This window comes from Deltaproteobacteria bacterium (genome assembly GCA_040223695.1).
Classification (GTDB): domain Bacteria; phylum Desulfobacterota_D; class UBA1144; order Nemesobacterales; family UBA2774; genus JAVKFU01.
Map to the genome: position 1 here is coordinate 113,756 of JAVKFU010000018.1, position 21,925 is coordinate 135,680.

Consider the following 21,925-nt stretch of genomic DNA (forward strand, 5'->3'; position numbering starts at 1 on the left):
GTTTCCGCCGCCTGAATTTTATTGATAATCTGAGAGAAACTGCGAGTTGTCTTTATTGATCTTTGAATTGAAATAATGCCTGTGCGTTTTCTGTCGTGATTTCCGCTATCTTTTCGACCGAAACGCCCCTCACACGGGCTATCGTTTCCGCGACGAATTTTACATACGCCGGTTCGTTTTTCCTTCCTCTGAAAGGGACCGGAGCCAAGTAGGGTGAATCCGTTTCGATCAATATCCTGTCGGCGGGGATTTTTTTAGCCGCGTCTCTTATCTCTTCCGATTTTTTAAAGGTCGCGATCCCGGAAAAAGAAATGTAAAATCCGAGATCGAGGTAGTTACATGCAGTCTCGTAATCGCCCGTAAAACAATGAATTACCCCTGTTCTCTCGGAAATCCGCTCTTTTCCGAGTATCTCCATGAGGTCCCGGTCGGCATCCCTGACATGGATTACGAGAGGTAGCTCGGATCTCCGAGCCAGATTTATATGCTCGATCAGGGAGTCGATCTGCACATCTTTCTCCGAGTTCATGTAATAATAGTCAAGGCCCGTCTCACCGATGGCAACCGTTTTAGACTCCTTTGAAAGTTTCTCTATGCCTCGGATAACGTCGTCGTTTAAGGTTTCTGCTGCGTGGGGATGAACGCCTACAGCCGCAAATACGTTGTCAAGGGAGTCGGATATGGATGTCGTCGATTCCGAGGAAGGGAGGTCTGAGGAAATCGCTACTATTTTTTCTATGCCGTTTTCGCGTGCCCTTTCCAAAGCGCCCGAGAGGTCTTCCAGCGATGTCAGGTGTGCGTGCGTGTCGATAAACATTATTTATCGTTCTTATTCTGTATGAGGGTTAAAGTCTGGCTCGCCGAATCGGATTCGCCGCCTAATTTCTTCTCTCCGCCTTTTTCCTTTAGCAGATCCTTGAGTTCATTTAAAAATTGATTTACGTCCTTAAAGGACCTGTAAACAGACGCAAATCTTACATACGCCACTTCGTCAATCTCGTAAAGCTTATTTATCACCCTTTCTCCGATTTCGGTGCTGTCCACCTCGCGTTCCCCCCTTTCCTGTAGCTCGCGTTCAAAATCGGATACGAAATTTTCAATGACCTCCATGCTGATGGGCCTTTTCTCGCAGGCCTTTATCATGCCTGCGATTATTTTGCTCCGGTCGAAGGGCTCCCTTACGCCGCCTTTCTTGACAACCAGCAGCTCCACTTCTTCCACTCTTTCATATGTGGTAAAGCGGCTCTTGCAGTCGAGGCATTCCCTTCGTCTTCGTATGGATGTTTCTTCCTTGGCGAGACGTGAGTCGACTACCTTGCTTTCCAGGCTAGAACAAAATGGACATTTCATTTAAACGAGTCTATGTCGGTAAATCGGAAATTGATTGCAGAGCTCCCGGACATCGTCCTTTATTCCTGAAAGTATTTTTTCATTTCCCGGATTGTTCATGGCTTTAATGATGAATTCCGCAATCGATTCCATTTCCGTTTCTTTCATTCCCCTTGTCGTGACGGCAGGGGTTCCAATCCTTATTCCGCTGGTTACGGCAGGGGGATGCGGGTCAAACGGAATAGCGTTTTTATTCACGGTTATGCCCGCCCGCTCGAGGGTTTCCTCGGCTATCTTACCGTTAAGCTCCGTTTCCCTCAGGTCTACCAGCACGAGGTGTGTGTCCGTTCCCCCGGACACGAGTTTAAGCCCGGTATCTGAAAGACATTCTCCGAGCCGTCTGGCGTTTTTCAATATCTGCTTCTGATATTCGTTGAATTCGGGCTGAAGAGCTTCCTTGAACGCGACCGCTTTCGCGGCGATTACGTGCATCAGGGGTCCTCCCTGCGTGCCGGGAAACACCCTGCTGTTCACCTTCTTCGCGTGCTCTTGCTTCATCATGGCCATCCCGCCTCTAGGGCCCCTGAGAGTCTTGTGTGTGGTTGTCGTAACGAAATCGCAGTGCGGCACGGGGTTTGAGTAAAGCCCCGCTACTACCAGGCCCGCCGGATGAGCTATATCGGCCATTAGAAGAGCGCCGCATTCGTCGGCTATTTCCCTGAATTTTGCAAAATCGATGTCTCTCGGGTACGCGCTCCAACCCGCGATTATCAGTTTGGGACTGTGCTCCAGGGCAAGCCTTCTCACCTCATCGTAGTCTATGAGATTTGTATCTTCGGTAACCCCGTAGGGGACCGTGTTATAGAGTCTTCCTGAAAAGTTCACCGGGCTACCGTGGGTCAGGTGTCCCCCGTGAGCGAGATTCATGCCGAGTATTGTGTCCCCCGGCTCAAGAGCCGCGAAGAAAACCGCCATATTCGCCTGGGCGCCTGAATGGGGCTGTACGTTCACCGCGTCACATCCGAAGAGCTGCCTGGCTCTGTCTCTCGCCAGGTCCTCGACTATGTCCACGAATTCGCACCCGCCGTAATATCTCTTTCCCGGCAGTCCCTCGGCGTATTTATTTGTGAGGACGGACCCAAGCGCTTCGAGTACCGGTTCGCTGACATAATTTTCGGATGCTATGAGTTCAAGCTTGTATTCCTGACGCTCGGTTTCGGATCTGATAGCACGCGCGACTTCGGGATCGACTTTTTCGAGATTCGACATCTTTTATACCCCCTGATAGCATGAAAAGCCTATCAAAGATTACCCGAGTTGGCAAGCTGTGAGCGGGTCGTGCGGCTCTATGGGGCCGACCTTCCGATCCTGAACGGGATTTGATCCGGTTTTAACATCTTAACTGCCTGTATATAAATAAAATTTGAGAAATGTAACTGGACAATTGAGCTTTCAGATACAAATTTTATGAGACAGTAGTTTTTCATCTCTGATAATCTATTTTGATCCACGACACTTATTTCCGGAAACGTAATTTAAGAGCAGGGCAGGTTTAGCGCTTGCAGCATATTGTCTGTAAGTAATAAAAATGCTCTCACCCCGTTACAGAAATGAGAGGTTTCGTTTGGCCTTTTACTTTGCAGATAGAGTTTTGCATATATAGCGGTCCAGGTTCTGAAGCTTCCTGAAAGGATTGCAAGTATCTAAAATTTTTATTAAAATAAGCCGTGGCGCGCTATTTTTTAGATTCGTTAATTAGAAATAAATTTCGGTCCGTTAAACGAGGCTCCATTACAAGTCGGACGGGGGCCTGGTGGTGATTAAGTGAAAAGTAAAGGAATTAGCATAACTGAGCTCTTGAATGATAGCTGGCATGAAACCATAGATATGGGACAACCTGCCGCTTCGCCAGGCTTCGATAATGCTATCTCGCCGTTTTTGAAAGAAGAGGTTAAAGATAACGAGGGTTTTTTCCGCGACCTGGTTGAGACTGTTCCGGAAATGATTTTCAGTCTTTCTCCTGAAGGCCAAATTACTTTCCTCAACTCGGCATTTGAGAAACTCACGGGATGGAGGCGGCTCGAGTGGATAGGAAGACCCTTTGCGGAACTCGTATGTTTCGAGCAGAGGGGAAAATTTAGAGAGGCCTTTTACCTGCTCGAAAATGAGCGGCTTCATCAGCTTATGGAAATTTCGATTAATTTAAAGAACGGTGGATATTTAACCGCCGAGGTGATTGCCAGGCCTCGGATGAGGGATGGCAAGGTTATAAGGATACTCGGCACTGCGAGGGACATAACCGAGCGCAAGCAAGCGGAAGAAATGCTGGCCCTGCAGAATAAACGCATCAGATCTCTCTATGAAATCTCCTCCGAGCCGGGGGTTGGAATCGAAGGGCAGCTCGTCGAGACTCTCAAGACCGGAACGGAGATGCTTGGTCTCGAAATAGCGATTATCGGACACATCGTGGACAGAAACTATACGGTCGGATATTGCTACGATAAGCTCGGTAAGGTTACGCAGGGGGCCCGGTTTGATTTCGACAAAACCTACTGCAGGCTCACTCTTCAGGCGGATGATCTTATAGCCCTCGATCATGTGGGCAAGTCGGCATACAACCGGGAAAACTTCTACCTTGAATTGGGTCTCGAATCCTATATTGCCGTGCCGCTTCGCATAAACGGCGTCGTTTTCGGCACTCTCAATTTTTCAAGCCCCGAGCCGAGGCAAAAACCGTTCACAAAGGCGGATAAGGATTTTGTAAGACTGATGGGCCGCTGGATAAGCACAATGATCGAACGCAAGCATGCAGAGGATATGCTTATAGAGAAGGAAGAGCTTTACAGAACCCTTGTTGAAAATGCCCATGACCTGATAGTTGAAACCACCTCGGACGGCCGTTTTTTATATGCCAGCTCTAATCACCATGAGATACTCGGCTACAGGCCGGAAGAGCTTCTGGGACAGAATGTATTTGATAAGATGCACCCGGATGACCGCCCCCAGGTACTGGAGAAATTTATACAGGGTGTCGGCGCTCTTTCCACAGGACGGGCTGTCTTCAGATATATGCACAAGGACGGCAGCTGGCGCTGGTTTGAGAGTACCGGAAAACCGTTTATGACCGCTGCCGGCGAAATACGCGCAATAATCGACTCGCGCGAAATTACGGAGCGCAAGAAGACGGAGGAGCAGATTCAGGAATCACTGGAAGAAAAAGAATTTCTGCTCAAGGAAATACATCACAGAGTAAAAAATAATCTGCAAATAATCTCGAGCCTCCTGAGTCTCCAGTCCGATTATGTGAAGGACAAGAACTCTCTCAGTCTGATTAACGAGAGCCAGAACAGGATTTCCACAATAGCGCTTGTTCATGAGCAGTTGTATCAGTCAAGGGATATCGCCGAAATCAAGATGGCGGATTATGTGAATACATTAACAACCAACCTGCTCAGTATTTTTGATAACGATGGAAGCTCGATCGATGTCAGGGTTAAAACCAATGATATTTCCGTTGACATCGATACCGCGATATCCTGCGGGCTCATTATAAACGAGCTGTTTTCGAATTGTCTCAAGCACGCTTTCAGGACAGACGGGACAACTCAGGGGAAAGAGACAAAAAGCGGCACCGTATCGATTGAAATTCGGACCGACGGCTATCAAAACCTGATACTCTCGATAATGGATGACGGGATCGGATTCCCCGGAAGGCTCAATTTCAGAAAAACCAAAACACTTGGACTTCAGCTTGTATGCACTCTTGCCGAACAGTTGAACGGGACAATAGAGCTCCGGAAGCAAAGAGGAACGGCATTCAATATAAAGTTCCCGGTGACGAGGAATACAGGAGTGGTATGAGAAATTTGAAGCGCAGGTTCTTCAAATGTTCAACATTACTTCGAAGTTGCCGATATTGACTTTGGCCGCGAGACCGTTTTTCCAGCATATGTCCCTTGCGTCTCCCTGAAACTCCCTGGGCACAAGGAGAGAAAATTTTACTCCCAGTCCGGATAATTCCTTCCACTTCGCGACCCTGTCGGCGTTTATAGTTTCACGTGTTTCGACCTCCACTATCTGGACAACCTGGCCATAGTTAATAATGATAGCGTCGGGATACATTTCTTTATACGCGAAATTTCTTTCCTCCCCGGGGTTAACCTGTACTTCACTGAAAAGTCTTGAGTATTTTTCATGAACTTTTCTTATTACCCAGTCATGCAAGAACTGTTCATCCGTTGATCTTGCCATATCTTTCCCCCCACATGAGCTTTGTTTTGAGAATGGTAAAGAAGTCTCTGAACGGGGACTTTATCAACTTAACGAAAGTGTCGGATTCAATCACCTCGACGACATCCTCAGTTTTGAGCCTGATTCCTATTTGTCCGTCGAGTGTGAGATAGGTGTCGGGCTGCCGAGTGGCAATCCTTATTTCCACCTTCATTTCGCTTGAAACCACAAGCGGCCTGTTGGTGAGTGTATGGGGACAGATCGGAGTAATGATAGTCACCGGAATCGTGGGGTGTACTATCGGTCCCCCGGCCGAAAGAGAGTACGCCGTGGAGCCTGTCGGCGTAGAGAGTATTATACCGTCGGCCTTGTAGGTGGTGACATGCGAGCCTTGTATGTAAATTTCCAGATCTATTATTCTGGCGACCGCCTCCTTGTTAATTACGACCTCATTTAATACCTCGTAACTGCCTATCAGCTCTTTCCCTCTTCTTATGGTTGTGCGGAGCATCCTCCGGTCTTCAATCTCGTAATCCCCGCTCATTATCCTTTCCATCATAGGGTAAATTTCATCTACCGTTATCTCGGTGAGAAAACCCAGCCCCCCCAGATTAATTCCCAGAATCGGAGTTCCGTGACCGCATGCGAGTCTCGCCACTCCGAGGAATGTCCCGTCGCCCCCGAATACGAGGATTATGTCGACCAGATGAGGTATCTCGGAGCTCGGGAAAGAGTTTTTATGCCTGGTTTTTTCGCCCAGCTCTTTTTCGAGATAGACCTCAATTCCCTTTTTGCCGAACCATTCGCAAAGCTCCTTTGTCAATTCGAGCGTTTTTTCAATGTCCGTTTTACCTATAATCCCTACTTTCAATGTGCCGGACCTCCGGTTTGATAGAGCTTGCAAGACTCTGCAGCCAAGGTTTATGATTTTCGGGATAAATATACCACTATGGCTAAGGAATCAAAGAAATCAAGCCCATGACGGTATGCTTATGAACGGAGGTGCGGATTTAATTCCCTTTCTGGCCCGACTTCATAATCAGATAGCTTTTAATAAACTCGTTGAGGTCGCCGTCAAGCACGGGGTCTATATTGCCCGTCTCGTAATCGGTTCTGTGATCTTTTATCATTCTGTACGGATGCAGCACGTAGGAGCGGATTTGACTGCCCCAGCCGATATCTTTTTTGGTGGATTGAAGCTCTTCTGCCTTTTCCTGCTGTTTTTCTTTTTCAAGCTCGTATAATCTCGCCCTCAGGATCTTCATTGCCGTAGCCCGGTTCTGGTGCTGGGAGCGCTCGTTCTGGCAGCTGACCACTATTCCGGTCGGGATGTGCGTTATTCTTATCGCCGAATCTGTCTTGTTTACGTGCTGCCCCCCGGCCCCGCTTGCACGGTAGGTATCCACTCTAAGGTCTTTCTCGTCGACTTCAACTTCGATGGTGTCGTCAATTTCCGGTGAGACGAAAACGGACGCAAACGAGGTATGCCTTCTTTTATTCGAATCGAAAGGGGATATTCTGACGAGACGATGTACGCCGCTCTCACCTTTTAGATATCCGAACGCGTAATCGCCCTTTACGAGGAATGTTGCGCTTTTCAGCCCTGCTTCGTCACCTTCCTGATATTCAACCATTTCGGTTTCGTAATCGTTTATTTCTGCGTATCTGAGGTACATCCTGAGAAGCATGTCGGCCCAATCCTGGGCTTCGGTGCCCCCGGCCCCCGCGTTAATTGATACGATTGCGTTATTCCGGTCGTCCGGCTCCCCGAGTATTCGCTTGAACTCCAGGTTCTCTATGCGGTTCTCTATTTCGGATAGTTTTACCCTGGCTTCCGCGGCGGTCTCTTCGTCTTCTTCGGCGAGAGAGAGCTCATCCAGCACTTCCGCGTCTTCAAGATCACCGGACAGCTTCTGCCAGTCTTCGATTACGCTTTTAATCTGGGCTTGTTCCTTGAGAATTATCTGGGCTTTCTCGGCATTGTCCCAAAACCCTTCCCTGCCGGTAATATCCTCAAGCTCGCTCAGGCGGGACTCCTTTCCGGGCAGGTCAAAGAAAGTCTCCGAGCGCTGATAATCTCTTTTTAAGGTCTTGTATTTGTTCTTTATTTTCTCCGATCATGTTATATTCCTCTCGTTTTTAACCTATTAATATAAGGGTTCATGTCTCAAAAGCAAGAACGGTTGAATTATCCGCAATTTTGGGTAAAGTCATATGGTTTTCGGGGGGATACATTCACAACTGTTCGCTATTAAAGAAAAAAATCAATATTTAGACCCTGTATCCGGTCTCAGGACAGGTGGAAAAACCCCGTAGGAACGAGATCATGGCGGATTTGAATTCACGTATTACCAAACATTTACTGAGAGGAGATTGAAAAAGTGAAACAATATATTTTTACTCCCGGGCCGGTATCCGTACCCAGCGAAGTTCTGATAGAGATGGCCAAGCCTATAATCCATCACCGGACAGAAGAATTCGAAACGATTTTTTCAGAGGTGAGAGAGGGGCTCAAATACATTTACGAGACCGAACAGGAAGTATTCGTACTGGCCGCGTCAGGCACGGGGGCCATGGAGGCTTCCGTAGCGAATACACTCTCACGCGGGGATAAAGTCCTCGTCGTAAACGGGGGCAAATTCGGAGAGAGGTGGGGCAAGATATGCCGCGCTTACGGGCTCGACGTGGAGGAATTGATGGTCGAATGGGGGCACGCCGTTGATCCGGCGGACATTAAAAAGGCATTGGAAAACGACCCCTCCGTACGCGCCGTGCTGGTACAGGCGAGTGAAACTTCTACAGGCGTAATGCACCCGACCGAGGAAATAGCGAACATAACAAAAGACCGTGATGACGTAATCTTAATAGTTGACGCGATAACCGGCGTAGGCGTGTTCCCGCTTCCTTTCGACAAGCTCGGTATAGATGTTATGGTAGGCGGCTCCCAGAAAGCCTTCATGCTTCCTCCGGGTCTGTCTTTTGCCGCGATGAGCGGAAAGGCATGGAAGTTTAATGAAACATCCGACCTCCCTAAATTTTATTTCGACTTTAAAGCCGCCCTTAAGAACGCTGAAAAAAACACGACGCCCTACACGCCCGCAGTAACCCTTGTCATAGGCCTCGCCGCTGTGCTCAGAAGGTTCAGAGAAGAGGGTAGGGAGAACATGCACAAGCGCCACGCGAAGCTGTCTCTGGCCGTGAGGGAGGGCATGAAAGCGATAGGGCTTGATCTCTACGTAAAGGACACCCCCAGCACGGCGCTCACCACGATTGTCGCCCCCTCTGAAATAGGCTCGGGCAAGGTAATAAAGGCGCTCAGCGAGGAATTCGGAATTACCGTCGCCAACGGACAGGATCAGGCTAAGGGAAAAATTTTCCGCGTCTCCCATATAGGTGATATTAGTAAGACCGATACCCTGACGATGGTGGCGGCTATAGAAAGCGTCCTTGACGCACTCGGCTACAAATTTGATTTCGGCGCCGGAACGAGAAAGGCAGCCGAAATTCTGAATACCTAGTAGAGATATCTGCTTGCAATAATGGGGTGTGTCTCGGGATAACCCGCTTTTGAAAAAAATAAGATTTATCCACCTTTCCGATATCCATATCGGTCTCCTCGCGCACGGCAAAATAAATCCGTCTACGGGTTTAAACACGCGGCTCGAGGACGTGCTGGGCTGCCTCGACTATGTTTTTCATACCGCTCGAAAGGAATCCGTCGATCTGGTATTAATCGCCGGGGACGTGTTTCACAGGGGAAATCCGCATCCGGCAGAGGAAATAGAGTTCGCGAGAAGGATAAGGGGGGTGTCGGGGGAGGGCGGAGCGCGGGTCCTTATAGTACTCGGAAATCATGATTATCCCTCCTCTGGGAGCAGCGCTTCCGCGGTCGAGATTTTCCCTGCACTCGAAATCGACGGAGTAACGATTGTAAGAAAACCTGAGCTAGTCCGTGTAAACACCAAAAACGGAGTCGTTCAGGTTGCGTGCCTGCCCTGGGCGGGCCCGGCGGCTTTGGTCGCGAGAGAAGAGTACAAATCGCTCTCCCGGCAGGAACTGCAGATTGAAATTGAAAAAAGGTTTATAGCTATAATCCGCGATTTGACTAAAAAAGTCGATTCATCCGACCCCGCTTTGTTTCTGGGCCATCTCGCGGTAAGGGACGCCAGGCTTTCGGGAACGGAAATTGATACGCTTGCGACCTCGGACCCGGTTGTCCCCGTGGGCGAGCTCGCCGTCAGGCCGTTTGGTTATGTGGGGCTCGGTCACATACACCGTTTTCAGAACCTGAACCCGGGCCATGCTCCCCCTGTTGTGTACTCGGGCTCTATTGAGAGAATAGATTTTACGGAGGAGAAGGAAAAGAAAGGTTTCGTCCTGGGCGAGCTCTCAAGCTCGGACGGCGGATGGAAATGTGAATTCGATTTTATCGAGACGCCGGCGAGGAGGTTCGTTACAATTGAAATCGGTGAAAATGATAAAGACGGGGCCGGCGCGGTCAATCCCGGGCGGTTTTTGCCGGAAAATACGGACGATGCGATTGTCCGGGTTAGATATGAGGTTTCCGGTCCCGGAGACGAGATCGACGAGAAATCCATAAAGGAGATTTTTAAGAACGCCCACTCGCTCAAGATCGAGAGGGTTTTCACAAAGCCCGGAAAGGTCCTCAGGCAGGCTGAGCTTTCAAGCTCCATGAATGTGCTGGACGCACTTGAAAAATATATACAAACCAAGCCCGGACTAAAGAAGATAGGGAAGGATATGAAGACCTACGCGGAAAAGCTTATTCGCGAAAACGAATAATTAGTTTTTATCACTACCGTAGGCGCCGTCTTCATAGCAGGTGTCGTTTGCGGTTTCACACTCCTCTGTCTCCAGCTGCAATGTTACGTGGTTAATATGAAATGTCCCCGAGAGCAGTATCTTTATTTCGTCAATTAGCTTCTCGCTTTTAGACATATTATCTACTACCAGATGTGCGCTCAGGGCCTCGAATCCCTGAGTAAGTGTCCACGCGTGAAGGTCGTGAACACTGATTACCCGTTCGTGGGAGCATATTGAGCTTTGCACCGCCTTCAGGTCGATGCCCCTCGGGGTTCCCTCTAGCAGAATATGAACTGATTCCCTCAAAAGCACCCAGGCTCCCCTTATTATCAAAATCGCTACCAGGACGCTAATAATGCTGTCCGCATAGTACCAGCCCGTCGTAAGCATAATGACACCCGCCGTTATAGCGCCTACGGAGCCTACGGCATCGCTCAGGACATGATACAGGGCACCACGGATATTCAGATTCCCGCTTTGATATTTGTACAGAATATAGGCCGCTAAAATATTGATGAACAGGCCTGTTACGGCGACTATTGTCATCTCCAGGCTTTTTATCTCATGGGGGATTTGTATCCTTTTATACGCCTCCACTAAGATTCCGAGCGATATTGCGAAGAGCAGTATTCCGTTTATGAACGCCGCCAGTATTTCCGCTCTGTAAAATCCGAACGTGTTGGTGTGCGTGGCGGGTCTCATGGAAAACCAGAGCGCGAAGAATGCAATCGAAAGTGCGAAAACATCCGTCAGCATATGAGCGGCGTCCGAGAGAAGCGCGAGACTTCCGGTGTAGAAGCCCGCCGCGGCCTCTATAACCATGAAAGACGAGGTCAGCGCGAGAACTATAATAAGCGCCTTTTTCTCTTTCGTGTTTTTCAGGTCGTGACCGTGATCGTGAGGTTCCATCTGAAATAAAAATACCAAGAGCCCGAATACCAGTCAAAGAGTAATCGGTGATCGGGGGTTTTGATTTATAACTTTGTGTTAGCCGGTTTCCTTGAAGTGTTTCTCTCTCAGGGGGTCATGATCGATTTCGGAAATCAGGTACGCGATGTGGTATTGGTCGCCCGGGTAAAAGTACAATCTGATACCCTGGGGCGTGACAAAGTATAATCCGTCCTTTTTTGTATCATCCGGCAGTTCCACTTCATACACCGGATATCCTACTGTGCCGGATCCCAAATTAACCGGTTTTCTGTCCTTCCTTAATTCCCTTACGTTATCTGCAATTTCCCATACCTTGGGAAAAATCTGTCCTTTTACTGTAAGCTTCATTTTTCAGTCTCTCAGCAGTCGGAGTTGGGATGAGTAAAAGGGTTAACGTCGACTTGTATCAATCTTCCGACACCTGAACCCTGGTAATCATTCCGATACAGGTGATTATCATATCCAATTTGCTGTTTCGTTCATAGAGGTAGCGCTGAGAGAGTTTTTCTCCGCAGTCCCCGCATTCCGCCCCGCCTTCGAGGTTAACCGATTTTTCGCAGTTCTCGCAGTAAGTCTCTTTGTCCTCGTACCACGCAAGATGCGAGTATATGAGCTCGTTTAATCCCCTTTTCCCCAGCGAGTTCGCCCATTCGGACAGATCGCGTTTTATTGTGTTTCTGAATTTAGGGGGAACCTCGTTCAGATCACCTGAATATATCTCGTCTTCATTCACATAAATTTTGCAGGTAAAGGGGGTTGGTTCTTCTGTTCCCGCCATAACAATGGGTTATCTGCTGACTGCCTCTGCGCCAAGCACCCTGGAAACCGCGTTTTGTATCTGATCGACTGAGAAGGGCTTTTTAATGATGTTATAAGCCCCTTCGTCCGACAGTTCGTCCGGGAGCTGTTCTTCCGGCCTTGCGCTTATAATCACGATTGCCGAGTTCGGGTCTATCACTTTTATTTCCCTGAACAGCTCGAGGCCGTCTTTTTTAGGCAGGGAGAAGTCCAGAAATATTATATCGAAATGGTTTTTTTTGATAATTTCTACAGCCTGTTTCCCGTCTCCGGCGGACATAACGTTGTGACCCGTGCTCGACAGGCATTCGCTCACTATATCCCGGATGAATTCCTCATCGTCTACTATTAGCACGTTTCCTTTTCTTCTGAGTTCGATTACTTTTCCCGTGTCGTGAATCCTGGTAACAGGCTCAGCATCCTGTGTTCTCGGAGCGGACTGGACGTTCGGAAGGAGTATGGTAAAGGTTGTTCCCTTGTTCACTTCGCTTGAAACTTCGATGCAGCCGCCGTGTCTTTCAATAATGGCGTATATCACGGAGAGTCCCAGTCCCGTTCCCGCTTTTGTTCCTTCGCTCTGCTTGGTAGTGTAAAAGGGCTCGAATATTCTCGACAGGTTCTCTTGAGGTATTCCGACGCCTGTATCGGAAAAGTCTATCCTGACATAGTTATCCTCAATCTTCGTGTTGATAGCTATGGCGCCTCCGCCGGGCATCGCGTGTTTCGAATTAATGGCCATATTGAGGAAGACCTGCTGGAGTTCTCCCAGGTTCATTCTGATTGCGGGGACTTTCTCGTAATTGCGGAGAATCCTTATCCCGTCGGTTTCGAATGTATGCTCAACTAGGCCGAGCGCATCCTCTATCACGCTCTCAATCTGGCCAACCTGGAACTTCTCTCCCTTCTGTCTGGAAAAAGAAAGAAGTTTGTTCACAATCTCGACCGCCCTGTCACAGGCCTTTTCGATAATTTTAAGATCCTTCTTCACACTCTCCATATCTTCCCTCATTAAAGCAAGGCTCGTATAGCCTATTATGCCGGAGAGTATATTGTTAAACTCATGGGCAACCCCTGCGGCCAGCTGTCCGACGCCCGACATCTTTGCCGAGTGTATCAGCTGCGCTTCAAGCTTCTTCTTCTCCGTAATGTTCTCAGTCGCCGCAATAACGCCGAATATCTCCTTTGATTCGAAGTCGATCAACGGGGAAAGCGTCACCTCCAGGAACTTTCCGTCATGCCTCACTTCATGTTTCGTCGAATATGAGGGGTCGCTCAGTATCTTGGGAACAACGTTATTAAAGTTGATCCCGTCGAACAGGGAGGTTAACTTTTCTCCTGTACAGTCTTTGCTGAAAATTTCTGCGGTTTTGGGATTCGCGCTGATTATTACAAGCTCCTTGTCCGTGGTGATTATACTTTCATTCGTACTGTTCAGTGTGTTTTCAAGCTGTCTGTTTCTTTCCTTAACCTTTAGCTCGAGGTTTGAATTAAGCTCTTTCAGGTCTTTGAGGAGCCGCGTGTTTTCCTGATGCAGTTCATATCTGTCGACTGCGTGCTCGATGACGCTTTTTAGTTTTCCGTAATCGAGGGGTTTAATCATATAATCGAAAGCCCCGTTGTGGACCGCTTCGACAGCGGTTTCAAGAGAGGCGAAACCCGTCATCAGAATGACAGGTATATTCGGGTCTTTGTTCTTTATCTCCTCCAGAAGATCAATCCCGCTCTTAATCGGCATTTTGATATCGGATAGTACGACATTGAAAGAAGCCGATTTTAAATTTTCAATCGCTTTCTCGCAGTTATTGGCGATGATTACCTCATAACCCTCTTTAGTTAATATGTCTGAGATGATTTTTAGAATTAGCTGCTCGTCATCGACTACCAGAACCCTTTTTGCTCTACCCTTCATTTTCCTCTCCTCTATTAATATTATAGTTATTTGTCGGAAGTTCAATTGTAAAGGTAGTTCCGTTACCCTCTTCGCTGCTCACTATTATTCTGCCCTTGTGTTTTTCGATTATCTTGTAAGCTATCGAAAGCCCCAGACCGGTACCCATGTCCTTCTTGGTAAAAAAGGGGTCGAAAATTTTGGAGATATCCTCCTTTACGATCCCCGTTCCGGTATCTTCAAAGTTGATGTACACGTGATTCGAATTGTCGTTTCCGTAATCCTCGTAATGAGTGGTTGTTTCTATTTTTAGATTGCCGCCTGTGGGCATCGCCTGAATAGCGTTCAGGATTATGTTGATAAATACCTGCCACAGCTGGTTCGGGTCAGCCATGATTTGGGGGATATTTTCATCAAAGTCCGTAGTGAGATTGACATTGTTGTCTGAAAGCTGCTTCCGGACCAGAATGACCACATTTTGAAGGACGCTGTTAATATTTACGTTCTCGAAATAAGGCTCCTCGGATTTCGAGAATTTAAGGAGACTGTCTATAAGGCGGTTGGTTCTGTCTATTTCATGTTTGATGTAATCCAGATACTCTTCGACCATCTCGGAGTTTTTATCGTTTGTCATATAGGTTGAAAGATAGTACCTCGCCCCTTCTATTATATTTAAAGGATTTCGTATCTCATGAGCGACGCCCGCCGCGAGCTGTCCGATCGCCGACATCTTCTCCGCATGCACGAGCTGTTCCTGGGTGTCCTTCAGCTCTTTATTCGTATTCTCCAGTTTTTTCGCGTAGTCCTCGACGAGTCTAAACGCAATAGCGTTCTCGATCGCGATTGCGCTCTGGTTGGCCAGGAGTCGGAGAAGCTTTACGTCGCGGGACGTGTAGGAGAGTCTCGATTTTTTATCCCCTAGAGCTATAAAACCTATAAGCTGTTTCTTGAACAGTAGAGGTATGAACAGGGACGCCTTAAACCTTTCGAACTCGTTCATCAGTTCTTGAGAATTATGTATGTATCTCTCATCTGCTATCAGGTCTTCTTTAAATATTTCCTTTCGGTAGTAATTAAGCTGCTGCACCAGGATGTTGTTTTCGTTAATTGTGCTTTCCGGATAGTATTGAACGTCTCCGTCTTTTAAATATTTCTCGTAAACACCCAGGTCCTGATTATAGATAGAAACCGAAACCGGGGAGGAAAACATCGTGCTTTCAATTATCCCGATAATCTTATCGACGATTTTGTCGAGACTGAGAAGCGAAGTCATCGCATAGCTTACTTCTTCCACAGTGCCCCGGTAATCATATTTCTTTCTGAAAAAGGTAAGGTCCACCAGGTTCTGTATATGATTTTTCAGCGGGTTAAGGGCGATAACCAGAAAACCGCTCAGGATTACGAAAAAGGCAGGATTTTTCCACCCGCCGTACTTGGCAAACGCCACATTGAAGCCGAATACTGTCACGGCGAAAATACCCCCGACAGCGCCGGTAAGGAGCCCGTATGTAAGGGCTTTTTCAAGTATCGCGTCGATGTCGAAGAGCTTATGCTTCAGAATGGCATATGCGATGGAGAGAGGGAATACTATCACCGGAAGCGCCATTAGATTAAAGGGCATGTTTATTTTGAATACGGTAATACAGGCAACCGCCAGAGCCGGCACCAGGAGGCCGAAAATACAACCGAGCAATATTATCTGAGCCCTTTGTTTCTCCAGCGATGAATGCGGTTTCAGATAAGTCCATACTGAAGGGAGCGGGAATATGAGAGTGCTTAAAACAATGTATATCCAGATTGAGGCATTTAGGTACTTCCAAATATAATACGAATCAAAGAAAATGAATTGCAATATGAAAAGTAAGGAGGATAATAACAAAAATAAGAGTGAGATTAAATTGTGCGTTGTCGCCTTTATATTGGTATCCGAAGGAAAAATGAACATCAGATAAATTCCGAAAAACGGGCTGAACGTCAATCCAAAAAATGTTAATTGATCGAGGATATATACTGCCTGCCCGTTAAACGAACCTACGAACCAGATACATATCGATGCGCAAAACAGGAAAAACGCCTTACTCGCTTTAAGGTAAGGCTTGTAATAAAGAACCAGTGTCCCTATAGTTAAAAAAACTATACCTATTACATATATGACACCGAACATTGTAAGTAAATCTTTTGCCGAGAATTTCTGTGTCGGTATCTTAAAGCTGAAAAGTTCCCCGCTTCTCTGTATCTTGTATTCGACGGCAGTGCCGACAGGCAGAGGGTTTATTATTTCAAAAACATCTCCGGGAGTCTTTACCCTGGTTCCGTTGATCTCGTAAACCTTATCCTTGAATCTTTTCAAAATGCCGTCCTCGGATATGTCCGGGGAGATGTCAGTGATTACTAAATTTTTATAGAAGAAGAAACCCGGGTATGACCGGTTTACCCAATTCAAGCCGGAGAAAATATTCCCGATACAATATATCAGGAGGGCAAAAACGAGTATTGTAAATGCGGTCTTTTGGATGTCTTCAGGATTTTTAAATGACATTATCGACTATCGGTCTTTATTCCCTGATGTCAGCTATTCAGGACCTTTTACATACATGTCCCAGTACAAGTCGACCTTTCCTCCTAGACTTTCTAGAATGCGCCGTGACTTCGTGTTTTCCTCAAGCGCATAAGATAACGCTACCTTGTCGTAGCCCTTTTCAATCATGGCCTCACAAGCGCGGCCGAGAAGAACCGCTCCCAGCTTCCTGCCCTTGTACTTGTCCAGTAAACCGACTATCAATATCGCCCCTTCCCTGATTCTACGGAGCTGGAGCGGGAGCTTTAGCAGATTCTGGGGTTTGAGTTCTCCGTTCAGACCTCTGAAAACCGGCGAGTACTGAGGGAAGCCTCCGACAAAACCGATTGCCTCACCTTCAGCCTCCGCAACCAGCCAGAATTCGGGGTCGATTAGACTCTTGAATTCATCGGCGAACTCTATGAATTCATCGTAATCGAATGGGACATTTCCCCAAAGCTGGGCCAGTGATTCATTGAATATCTTCACTACTCCCCGAACCTCCTGCTTCCAGTCCGATTTGTTAATTTTCCGAATCTTAACCTCGGCGAGGCTGAGCCCGCGGGAGTGATTTAATATACTCTCCACATTTTCCGGTGATTTGAGGTCGATCGTATAATGAAGCAGCTTTTTGAACGGCCTGAAGCCCGAATCTCTAAAATATTCATGATAGTAAGGCTGTGTATATACCTGCAGGAATGACGGGATTCTACCGAAATTACTCGAAAGGAAACCCCCGCCGTAAAGACCGAAGATACCGTTAACAGGACCCTGTATCTCGGCGCATCCTTCCCCGGCAAGGAAGTCGTTTGCTTCTTTAAGCAGAAGACCGATTGCTTCTTCTTTTTCGGGCAAGGCCTCGAAAAAGCCGAGGAACCCGACATTTGTATTGTGATAGCGGTTGAAATAGTTATCGATGAAAGCGCTCACCGTGCCGACTATTTCTCCTCTTTCCTCAACTACGAACCTTTTACCGTAGACCTTTCTGAAATAAAAATAATCATTTGATATGAGTTTTACGTGATCCTTAATCAGAAAGTAAGGGACCCATGCGGGGAAATCCTTATAGACCTTCCAGGAGAACTTGACGGACTTCTCTATTTCTTCCCTGGAAGATATCTCTCTCACATTGTATTTCCGCCCCTCTGGAATATTCATTGAAACCGGTTTGTCTATTATCCCGAATTCCCTTCCCAGCTTTTCCGTGACCTCGAGAGTCCTGTCCAGGTCCTCGCGCGTGTGGGTGGCCATGACGCTGAACCTGAATCTTTCCTGCCCCTTGGGTACGGCGGGGTGGGGGATTGCGTTTACATAGATACCCTCTTCGTGCATCCTCCTGCTCATCTTCTTTTGAGTAAGCTCGTCTCCGATCAGAACAGGGATAATCGCCGATTCTGTCCGTCCGGTATAGAATCCGAGGAGTTTTAGGTTCTCTTTCATATATTTGATATTTTCCCATAGCTTCCTGTGGAGCGACTCGTCCGTTTCCATGATCTCCATGGCCGCGAGCACCGAGGCCGCCACGGACGGGGGGAAGTTCGATGAGAAGAAGAATGACCTCGTGTAATATCTCAGATAGTTGACTACTTCTTTTGTGGAAGCCACGAAGCCCCCGACTCCGCCAAGCGACTTGCTCAACGTTCCCACTACAATGTCTATGTCGCCCGGCCTCATCTTGAAATGGCTTGGAGTGCCCTTTCCCTTCTCTCCTATAACCCCGGTGGCGTGAGCCTCGTCCACCATAACCTTAGCGCCGTAGTTGTGCGCGATCTCGGTGATTTGACGAAGCGGCGCGATATCTCCATCCATGCTGTAAACCCCGTCTACGACAACTACCTTTCCACTGTAATTATCTTTAGCTCTCCTTAGGACGTTCTCCATGCTCTCCATATCGGAGTGTTTAAAGGTCCTGAAGGTTCCCGAGGAGATCAGACAGCCGTCAATTATGCTCGCATGGGCAAGCCTGTCTATGATTGCTACATCTTCTTTCTTTACAAGGGCCTGTATGGTTCCGAGGTTGGTAACATAGCCGCTCGGGAAGATTATCGCGTCCTCACAACCTTTCAGCTCGGCAAGCTTTAATTCCAATTGGCGGTGAATGTCGAATGTGCCGGCTAGAAGAGGTACTGACCCAGCTCCCACCCCGTATTTTTGAGTCATTTCTTTTGCTACCTTGATGACACTCGGGTGAGAGGTAATGCCCAAATAGTTATTGCTGCCCATCATGATCATCTCTTTCTTTCCGCCGGTAAAGTCGTCATCTATCACGACTTTGTGAGCGGAAGCGGAGGCAAGGGGCCTTCTATACCTTATATAGCCTTTTTCCTCCATATCCAGTTTGTACTGCCAGAATACTTCCGCCTTCTTAAAAAGGTCCTCATCCGGTATGTCAGCAAAGTCGGATAGATAGTAATCGTCGGAATTAAGTTTTGTCTGTGTGCCTTCCATGTAATTTACTAACTTGTCTCTGCCCGAATCGAAAATATTTATAAATTCGACGCCGATTCCCCCGGGACCGTTACCGTTAGCCTCTATCCTCTTTACCTCGCAGTATGCCTTTACGGGCATAGCACTGCCCTTGAGCTCACACTCCACGAGGAGTTTCGTGCCCCGTTTGTATTCGTCCTCTGTTACTATAAACAGACCTTCGGGGGAGAAGTCCCTGACCTGCCCTATAACCTTGCCGGTATTCCTGGATAAGACGCTGAAGTCCGCCGGAATTCTCTCATGGGTTCTGCGGTCTTTCTTTTCCCTGATTACGATCCCCAATATTATCCCTCTCTAAAATAATAGATTTTAGTAATGTTCTTTAACATACTTAAGAATATTGTTTACAGCTATCGTACAATTATCTTCTATTATTAGAAATATTGCAAGTAATTCTCTTTTCGGCAACTCAACCGCCATAGACTATAACTCGCATGTCCGTAGGCTTGAAGTTTTGCGTCCCATCCTTTCGGATAGTTTGCCTTTTCGGAGGGAACCAACCCTATATTAAAATTCTAGTCCCATTTGTAATAATTTTCAATATATTAATTCTTATTAGGGTGAAATTGTAATTAATACAAATATTTTAAAAACATGGAATATATCTGGGCTGTTAAGAGAGAAAAATCGTATTTATGCAGACGGCAAATTCGTTTCAAAAGGGTCCTTTGATAGACGGGGTAATCGATGGAGAAAAAGATTCACTGCCGTGACTTGGCTATAAGATTCAGATCCGAATTTGATTTTAATGAAGAAACACGGGATATAGGCGGCTTAAAGTTTCGATGCCTTTGAGAGCAGCAGGTGGTCGACAAGCACGAGGTTGACCATGGCCTCCGCAATCGGAACGGCTCTGGGGCAGAGGCAGGGATCGTGTCTTCCCTTGACCTTGAGCTCTTTCGGGTTGCCGAATTTGTCCACTGTATGCTGCGTCTTGGAAATCGAGGACGTAGGCTTTATAGCGATTCTCACTACGAGGTCTTCCCCGTTCGTGATACCGCCCAAAAGCCCTCCGGCGTTATTTGTTTTGAATCTTAGCTTTCCGGACTCGTCTTTATACATTACGTCGTTTACCTTGGACCCCTTCCGCTTTGAGGCCTCGAATCCCATCCCGACCTCGAACCCTCTTATTCCTCCCAGGCTCATGAGCGCGGCGGCGAGGTCTGCGTCGAGCTTGTTGAAAACGGGGCTGCCGAGACCTGCCGGGAGGCCGCTCGACACTACTTCAACCGTTCCCCCGATTGAGTCCCCCTCTCTCCTCACCTCATCTATGAGCTTAATCATTTCCTCTGCCTTTTCGGCGTCCGGGCATCTCACGATGTTCTTTTCTATTTCATCGAAATCCACCTTGCGGGCTACGATTTTTCCAACCTGCCTGACGAATCCGCGTGTGGTTATTCCGTGCATGTTCAGAATTTTCTTGGCAATCGCCGCGGCGGCCACTCTTCCCACCGTCTCCCTTGCCGAGGACCTGCCTCCGCCCCTGTAATCCCTGAGACCGTATTTGGCGTCGTAGGTATAGTCTGCGTGGCCCGGCCGGTAAGTGTCCTTTATGTCTTCGTAGGATTTGGATATGGCGTCCGCGTTTCTTACCATAAGAGAAATCGGTGTGCCCAAGGTCTTGCCCTCGAATATGCCCGAGAGTATATCAATAGTGTCGGGCTCTTTTCTCTGTGTAGTAATCTTGCTCTGGCCGGGACGGCGGCGGTCGAGCTCGAATTGAATATCCCCGGGGGATATCTCGAGTCCGGCAGGGCAGCCGTCTACCACCACCCCCAGGGCGGGCCCGTGGGATTCTCCCCAGGTTGTTATACGGAACAGATTTCCAAAAGAGTTGCCTGGCATAGGAAGAGTTTATATTAACGGGAAATACGTTGCAAAAAAAGATGTTGCCCCGAAATTACAGATAGCCGTTTTCCCTGAACCACTTAACAGTCTTTTCTATAGTCTCCTCAAGGGGCCGGGGTGAAAACCCAAGCTCCTTTACCGCCTTGGAATTGTCGAAATACCAGTAATGCCTGGTCCCTTTTATGGAGTCCACATCCATTGCGACGTAGTTCGGAGCGGGAATCCTTACAAGCTCCGCCAGATACGCTCCGGCAAGCGCAATGAAATACGGTATCTTTAATTTGGGCCGCGGTATCCCCGTAACCCTTTCCAGCACCTCGAAGAGCTCTTTAATAGTGATATTGCGGTTGCTCAGGATATAATGCTCCCCGACCTTTCCTTTTTCCTCGGCGAGAAGATGGCCGATCGCGACGTCTTCCGCATCCACAAGGTTGATCCCGCCGTCGGTATAGCCGGGCAGTCTCCTCTTGCAGTACCAGAGAATCATACCGCTCGTGGAGACGTAAACGTCCCCGGCTCCTATAACAATGGACGGGTTTACGATAACGAGCGGCAGGCCCTTTTCAACGAATTTGAGCGCTTCCCGCTCCGCGTAGTATTTCGATAATATATATTGAATATCCGTGCTTCCGGGATCAAACGGGGTTTCCTCGTCCGCCAGCTCCTTTCCGGGTTTTAGGCCGATTGCGGCAACGCTGCTGGTGTAAACGGCTTTTTTCACCCCGGCCTCCATGGCGGCCGTAAAAACGTTATTCGTCCCCTTAACATTGATGTCTTCCATCTTTTGGTAATCCGCCTGTTTGAAGGACACCATCCCGGCCGTATGAAAAAGCCTGTCGCATCCCTGGAGGGCGCTCCGTATGGAGTCTATATCGGTTACGTCCCCGTAAACCCTTTCCGCGTCAATGTCGTCGATGTTTATTGTCTTGCTGGTTTTTCTCAGAAGAATCCTGACCTCATCCCCTCTTTCCACAAGTTTTCTGGCAATGTGGGAGCCTAAAAAGCCGGTCGCCCCGGTAACCAAAGTCGCCATT

Annotated in this window: 17 protein-coding genes and 1 riboswitch; of the genes, 3 read left to right on the forward strand and 14 right to left on the reverse strand. The window is 47.9% G+C overall.

The window, feature by feature from the left end:
* Positions 1 to 52: 52 nt before the first annotated feature.
* Genes RIG61_09585 through glyA form a run of 3 tightly spaced genes read right to left on the reverse strand, consistent with a single transcriptional unit; the run spans position 53 to position 2,598 of the window.
* A complete protein-coding gene (locus RIG61_09585) occupies positions 53 to 817 on the reverse strand; it encodes a TatD family hydrolase (GenBank protein ID MEQ9619410.1) in 765 nt (254 codons plus the stop codon).
* Positions 817 to 1,350: a transcriptional regulator NrdR gene (gene nrdR / locus RIG61_09590; GenBank protein ID MEQ9619411.1), complete on the reverse strand. Its 534-nt coding sequence runs from the start codon at positions 1,348 to 1,350 to the stop codon at positions 817 to 819. The genes RIG61_09585 and nrdR overlap by 1 nt, the downstream gene beginning before the upstream one ends.
* Positions 1,351 to 2,598: a serine hydroxymethyltransferase gene (gene glyA / locus RIG61_09595; GenBank protein ID MEQ9619412.1), complete on the reverse strand. Its 1,248-nt coding sequence runs from the start codon at positions 2,596 to 2,598 to the stop codon at positions 1,351 to 1,353.
* A gap of 555 nt (positions 2,599 to 3,153) precedes the next feature.
* On the opposite strand from glyA, the gene RIG61_09600 reads away from it, so the two are divergent.
* Positions 3,154 to 5,190, forward strand: a complete 2,037-nt coding sequence (locus RIG61_09600; protein ID MEQ9619413.1) for a PAS domain S-box protein — start codon at positions 3,154 to 3,156, stop codon at positions 5,188 to 5,190.
* Positions 5,191 to 5,211: 21 nt separating this feature from the next.
* Here RIG61_09600 and RIG61_09605 read toward each other — a convergent pair whose 3' ends face one another.
* The 3 genes from RIG61_09605 to prfB form a co-directional block, all read right to left on the reverse strand.
* A complete protein-coding gene (locus RIG61_09605) occupies positions 5,212 to 5,580 on the reverse strand; it encodes a hypothetical protein (GenBank protein ID MEQ9619414.1) in 369 nt (122 codons plus the stop codon).
* Entirely contained in the window at positions 5,561 to 6,430 is an 870-nt protein-coding gene (locus RIG61_09610) for an NAD(+)/NADH kinase (protein ID MEQ9619415.1), read from the reverse strand. Before RIG61_09610 ends, RIG61_09605 begins: the two co-directional genes overlap by 20 nt.
* Positions 6,431 to 6,569: 139 nt before the next feature.
* A protein-coding gene (gene prfB / locus RIG61_09615; GenBank protein ID MEQ9619416.1) for a peptide chain release factor 2 occupies positions 6,570 to 7,680 on the reverse strand; the annotation gives its coding sequence in 2 pieces (ribosomal slippage) (positions 6,570 to 7,610 and positions 7,612 to 7,680; 1,110 coding nt in all).
* A 260-nt stretch (positions 7,681 to 7,940) separates the two neighbouring features.
* Between prfB and RIG61_09620 the strand changes: the two genes are divergently transcribed.
* Entirely contained in the window at positions 7,941 to 9,077 is a 1,137-nt protein-coding gene (locus RIG61_09620) for an alanine--glyoxylate aminotransferase family protein (protein MEQ9619417.1), read from the forward strand.
* Positions 9,078 to 9,126: 49 nt separating this feature from the next.
* Positions 9,127 to 10,362, forward strand: a complete 1,236-nt coding sequence (locus RIG61_09625) for an exonuclease SbcCD subunit D (GenBank protein ID MEQ9619418.1) — start codon at positions 9,127 to 9,129, stop codon at positions 10,360 to 10,362.
* Here the strand turns inward: RIG61_09625 and RIG61_09630 are convergent, their stop codons facing one another.
* From RIG61_09630 to RIG61_09665, 8 genes are all read right to left on the reverse strand, one after another.
* On the reverse strand, positions 10,363 to 11,292 hold the full coding sequence (locus RIG61_09630) for a cation diffusion facilitator family transporter (GenBank protein ID MEQ9619419.1): 930 nt from the start codon (positions 11,290 to 11,292) through the stop codon (positions 10,363 to 10,365).
* 78 nt (positions 11,293 to 11,370) lie between these two features.
* Entirely contained in the window at positions 11,371 to 11,661 is a 291-nt protein-coding gene (locus tag RIG61_09635; GenBank protein MEQ9619420.1) for a hypothetical protein, read from the reverse strand.
* Positions 11,662 to 11,719: 58 nt separating this feature from the next.
* On the reverse strand, positions 11,720 to 12,091 hold the full coding sequence (locus RIG61_09640; protein ID MEQ9619421.1) for a hypothetical protein: 372 nt from the start codon (positions 12,089 to 12,091) through the stop codon (positions 11,720 to 11,722).
* A 9-nt stretch (positions 12,092 to 12,100) separates the two neighbouring features.
* Positions 12,101 to 14,020, reverse strand: a complete 1,920-nt coding sequence (locus RIG61_09645; GenBank protein MEQ9619422.1) for a response regulator — start codon at positions 14,018 to 14,020, stop codon at positions 12,101 to 12,103.
* Entirely contained in the window at positions 14,010 to 16,349 is a 2,340-nt protein-coding gene (locus RIG61_09650; GenBank protein MEQ9619423.1) for an ATP-binding protein, read from the reverse strand. Before RIG61_09650 ends, RIG61_09645 begins: the two co-directional genes overlap by 11 nt.
* Positions 16,350 to 16,571: 222 nt before the next feature.
* A complete protein-coding gene (locus RIG61_09655; protein MEQ9619424.1) occupies positions 16,572 to 19,325 on the reverse strand; it encodes an aminotransferase class I/II-fold pyridoxal phosphate-dependent enzyme in 2,754 nt (917 codons plus the stop codon).
* A gap of 118 nt (positions 19,326 to 19,443) precedes the next feature.
* Positions 19,444 to 19,536: riboswitch (cyclic di-GMP riboswitch) on the reverse strand.
* A 281-nt stretch (positions 19,537 to 19,817) separates the two neighbouring features.
* Positions 19,818 to 20,888 carry a chorismate synthase gene (gene aroC, locus RIG61_09660; protein ID MEQ9619425.1) on the reverse strand — a complete coding sequence of 357 codons (1,071 nt, stop codon included), beginning with the start codon at positions 20,886 to 20,888 and terminating at the stop codon, positions 19,818 to 19,820.
* 55 nt (positions 20,889 to 20,943) lie between these two features.
* Positions 20,944 to 21,924 carry an SDR family oxidoreductase gene (locus RIG61_09665; GenBank protein MEQ9619426.1) on the reverse strand — a complete coding sequence of 327 codons (981 nt, stop codon included), beginning with the start codon at positions 21,922 to 21,924 and terminating at the stop codon, positions 20,944 to 20,946.
* Between the last annotated feature and the right edge of the window lies 1 nt (position 21,925).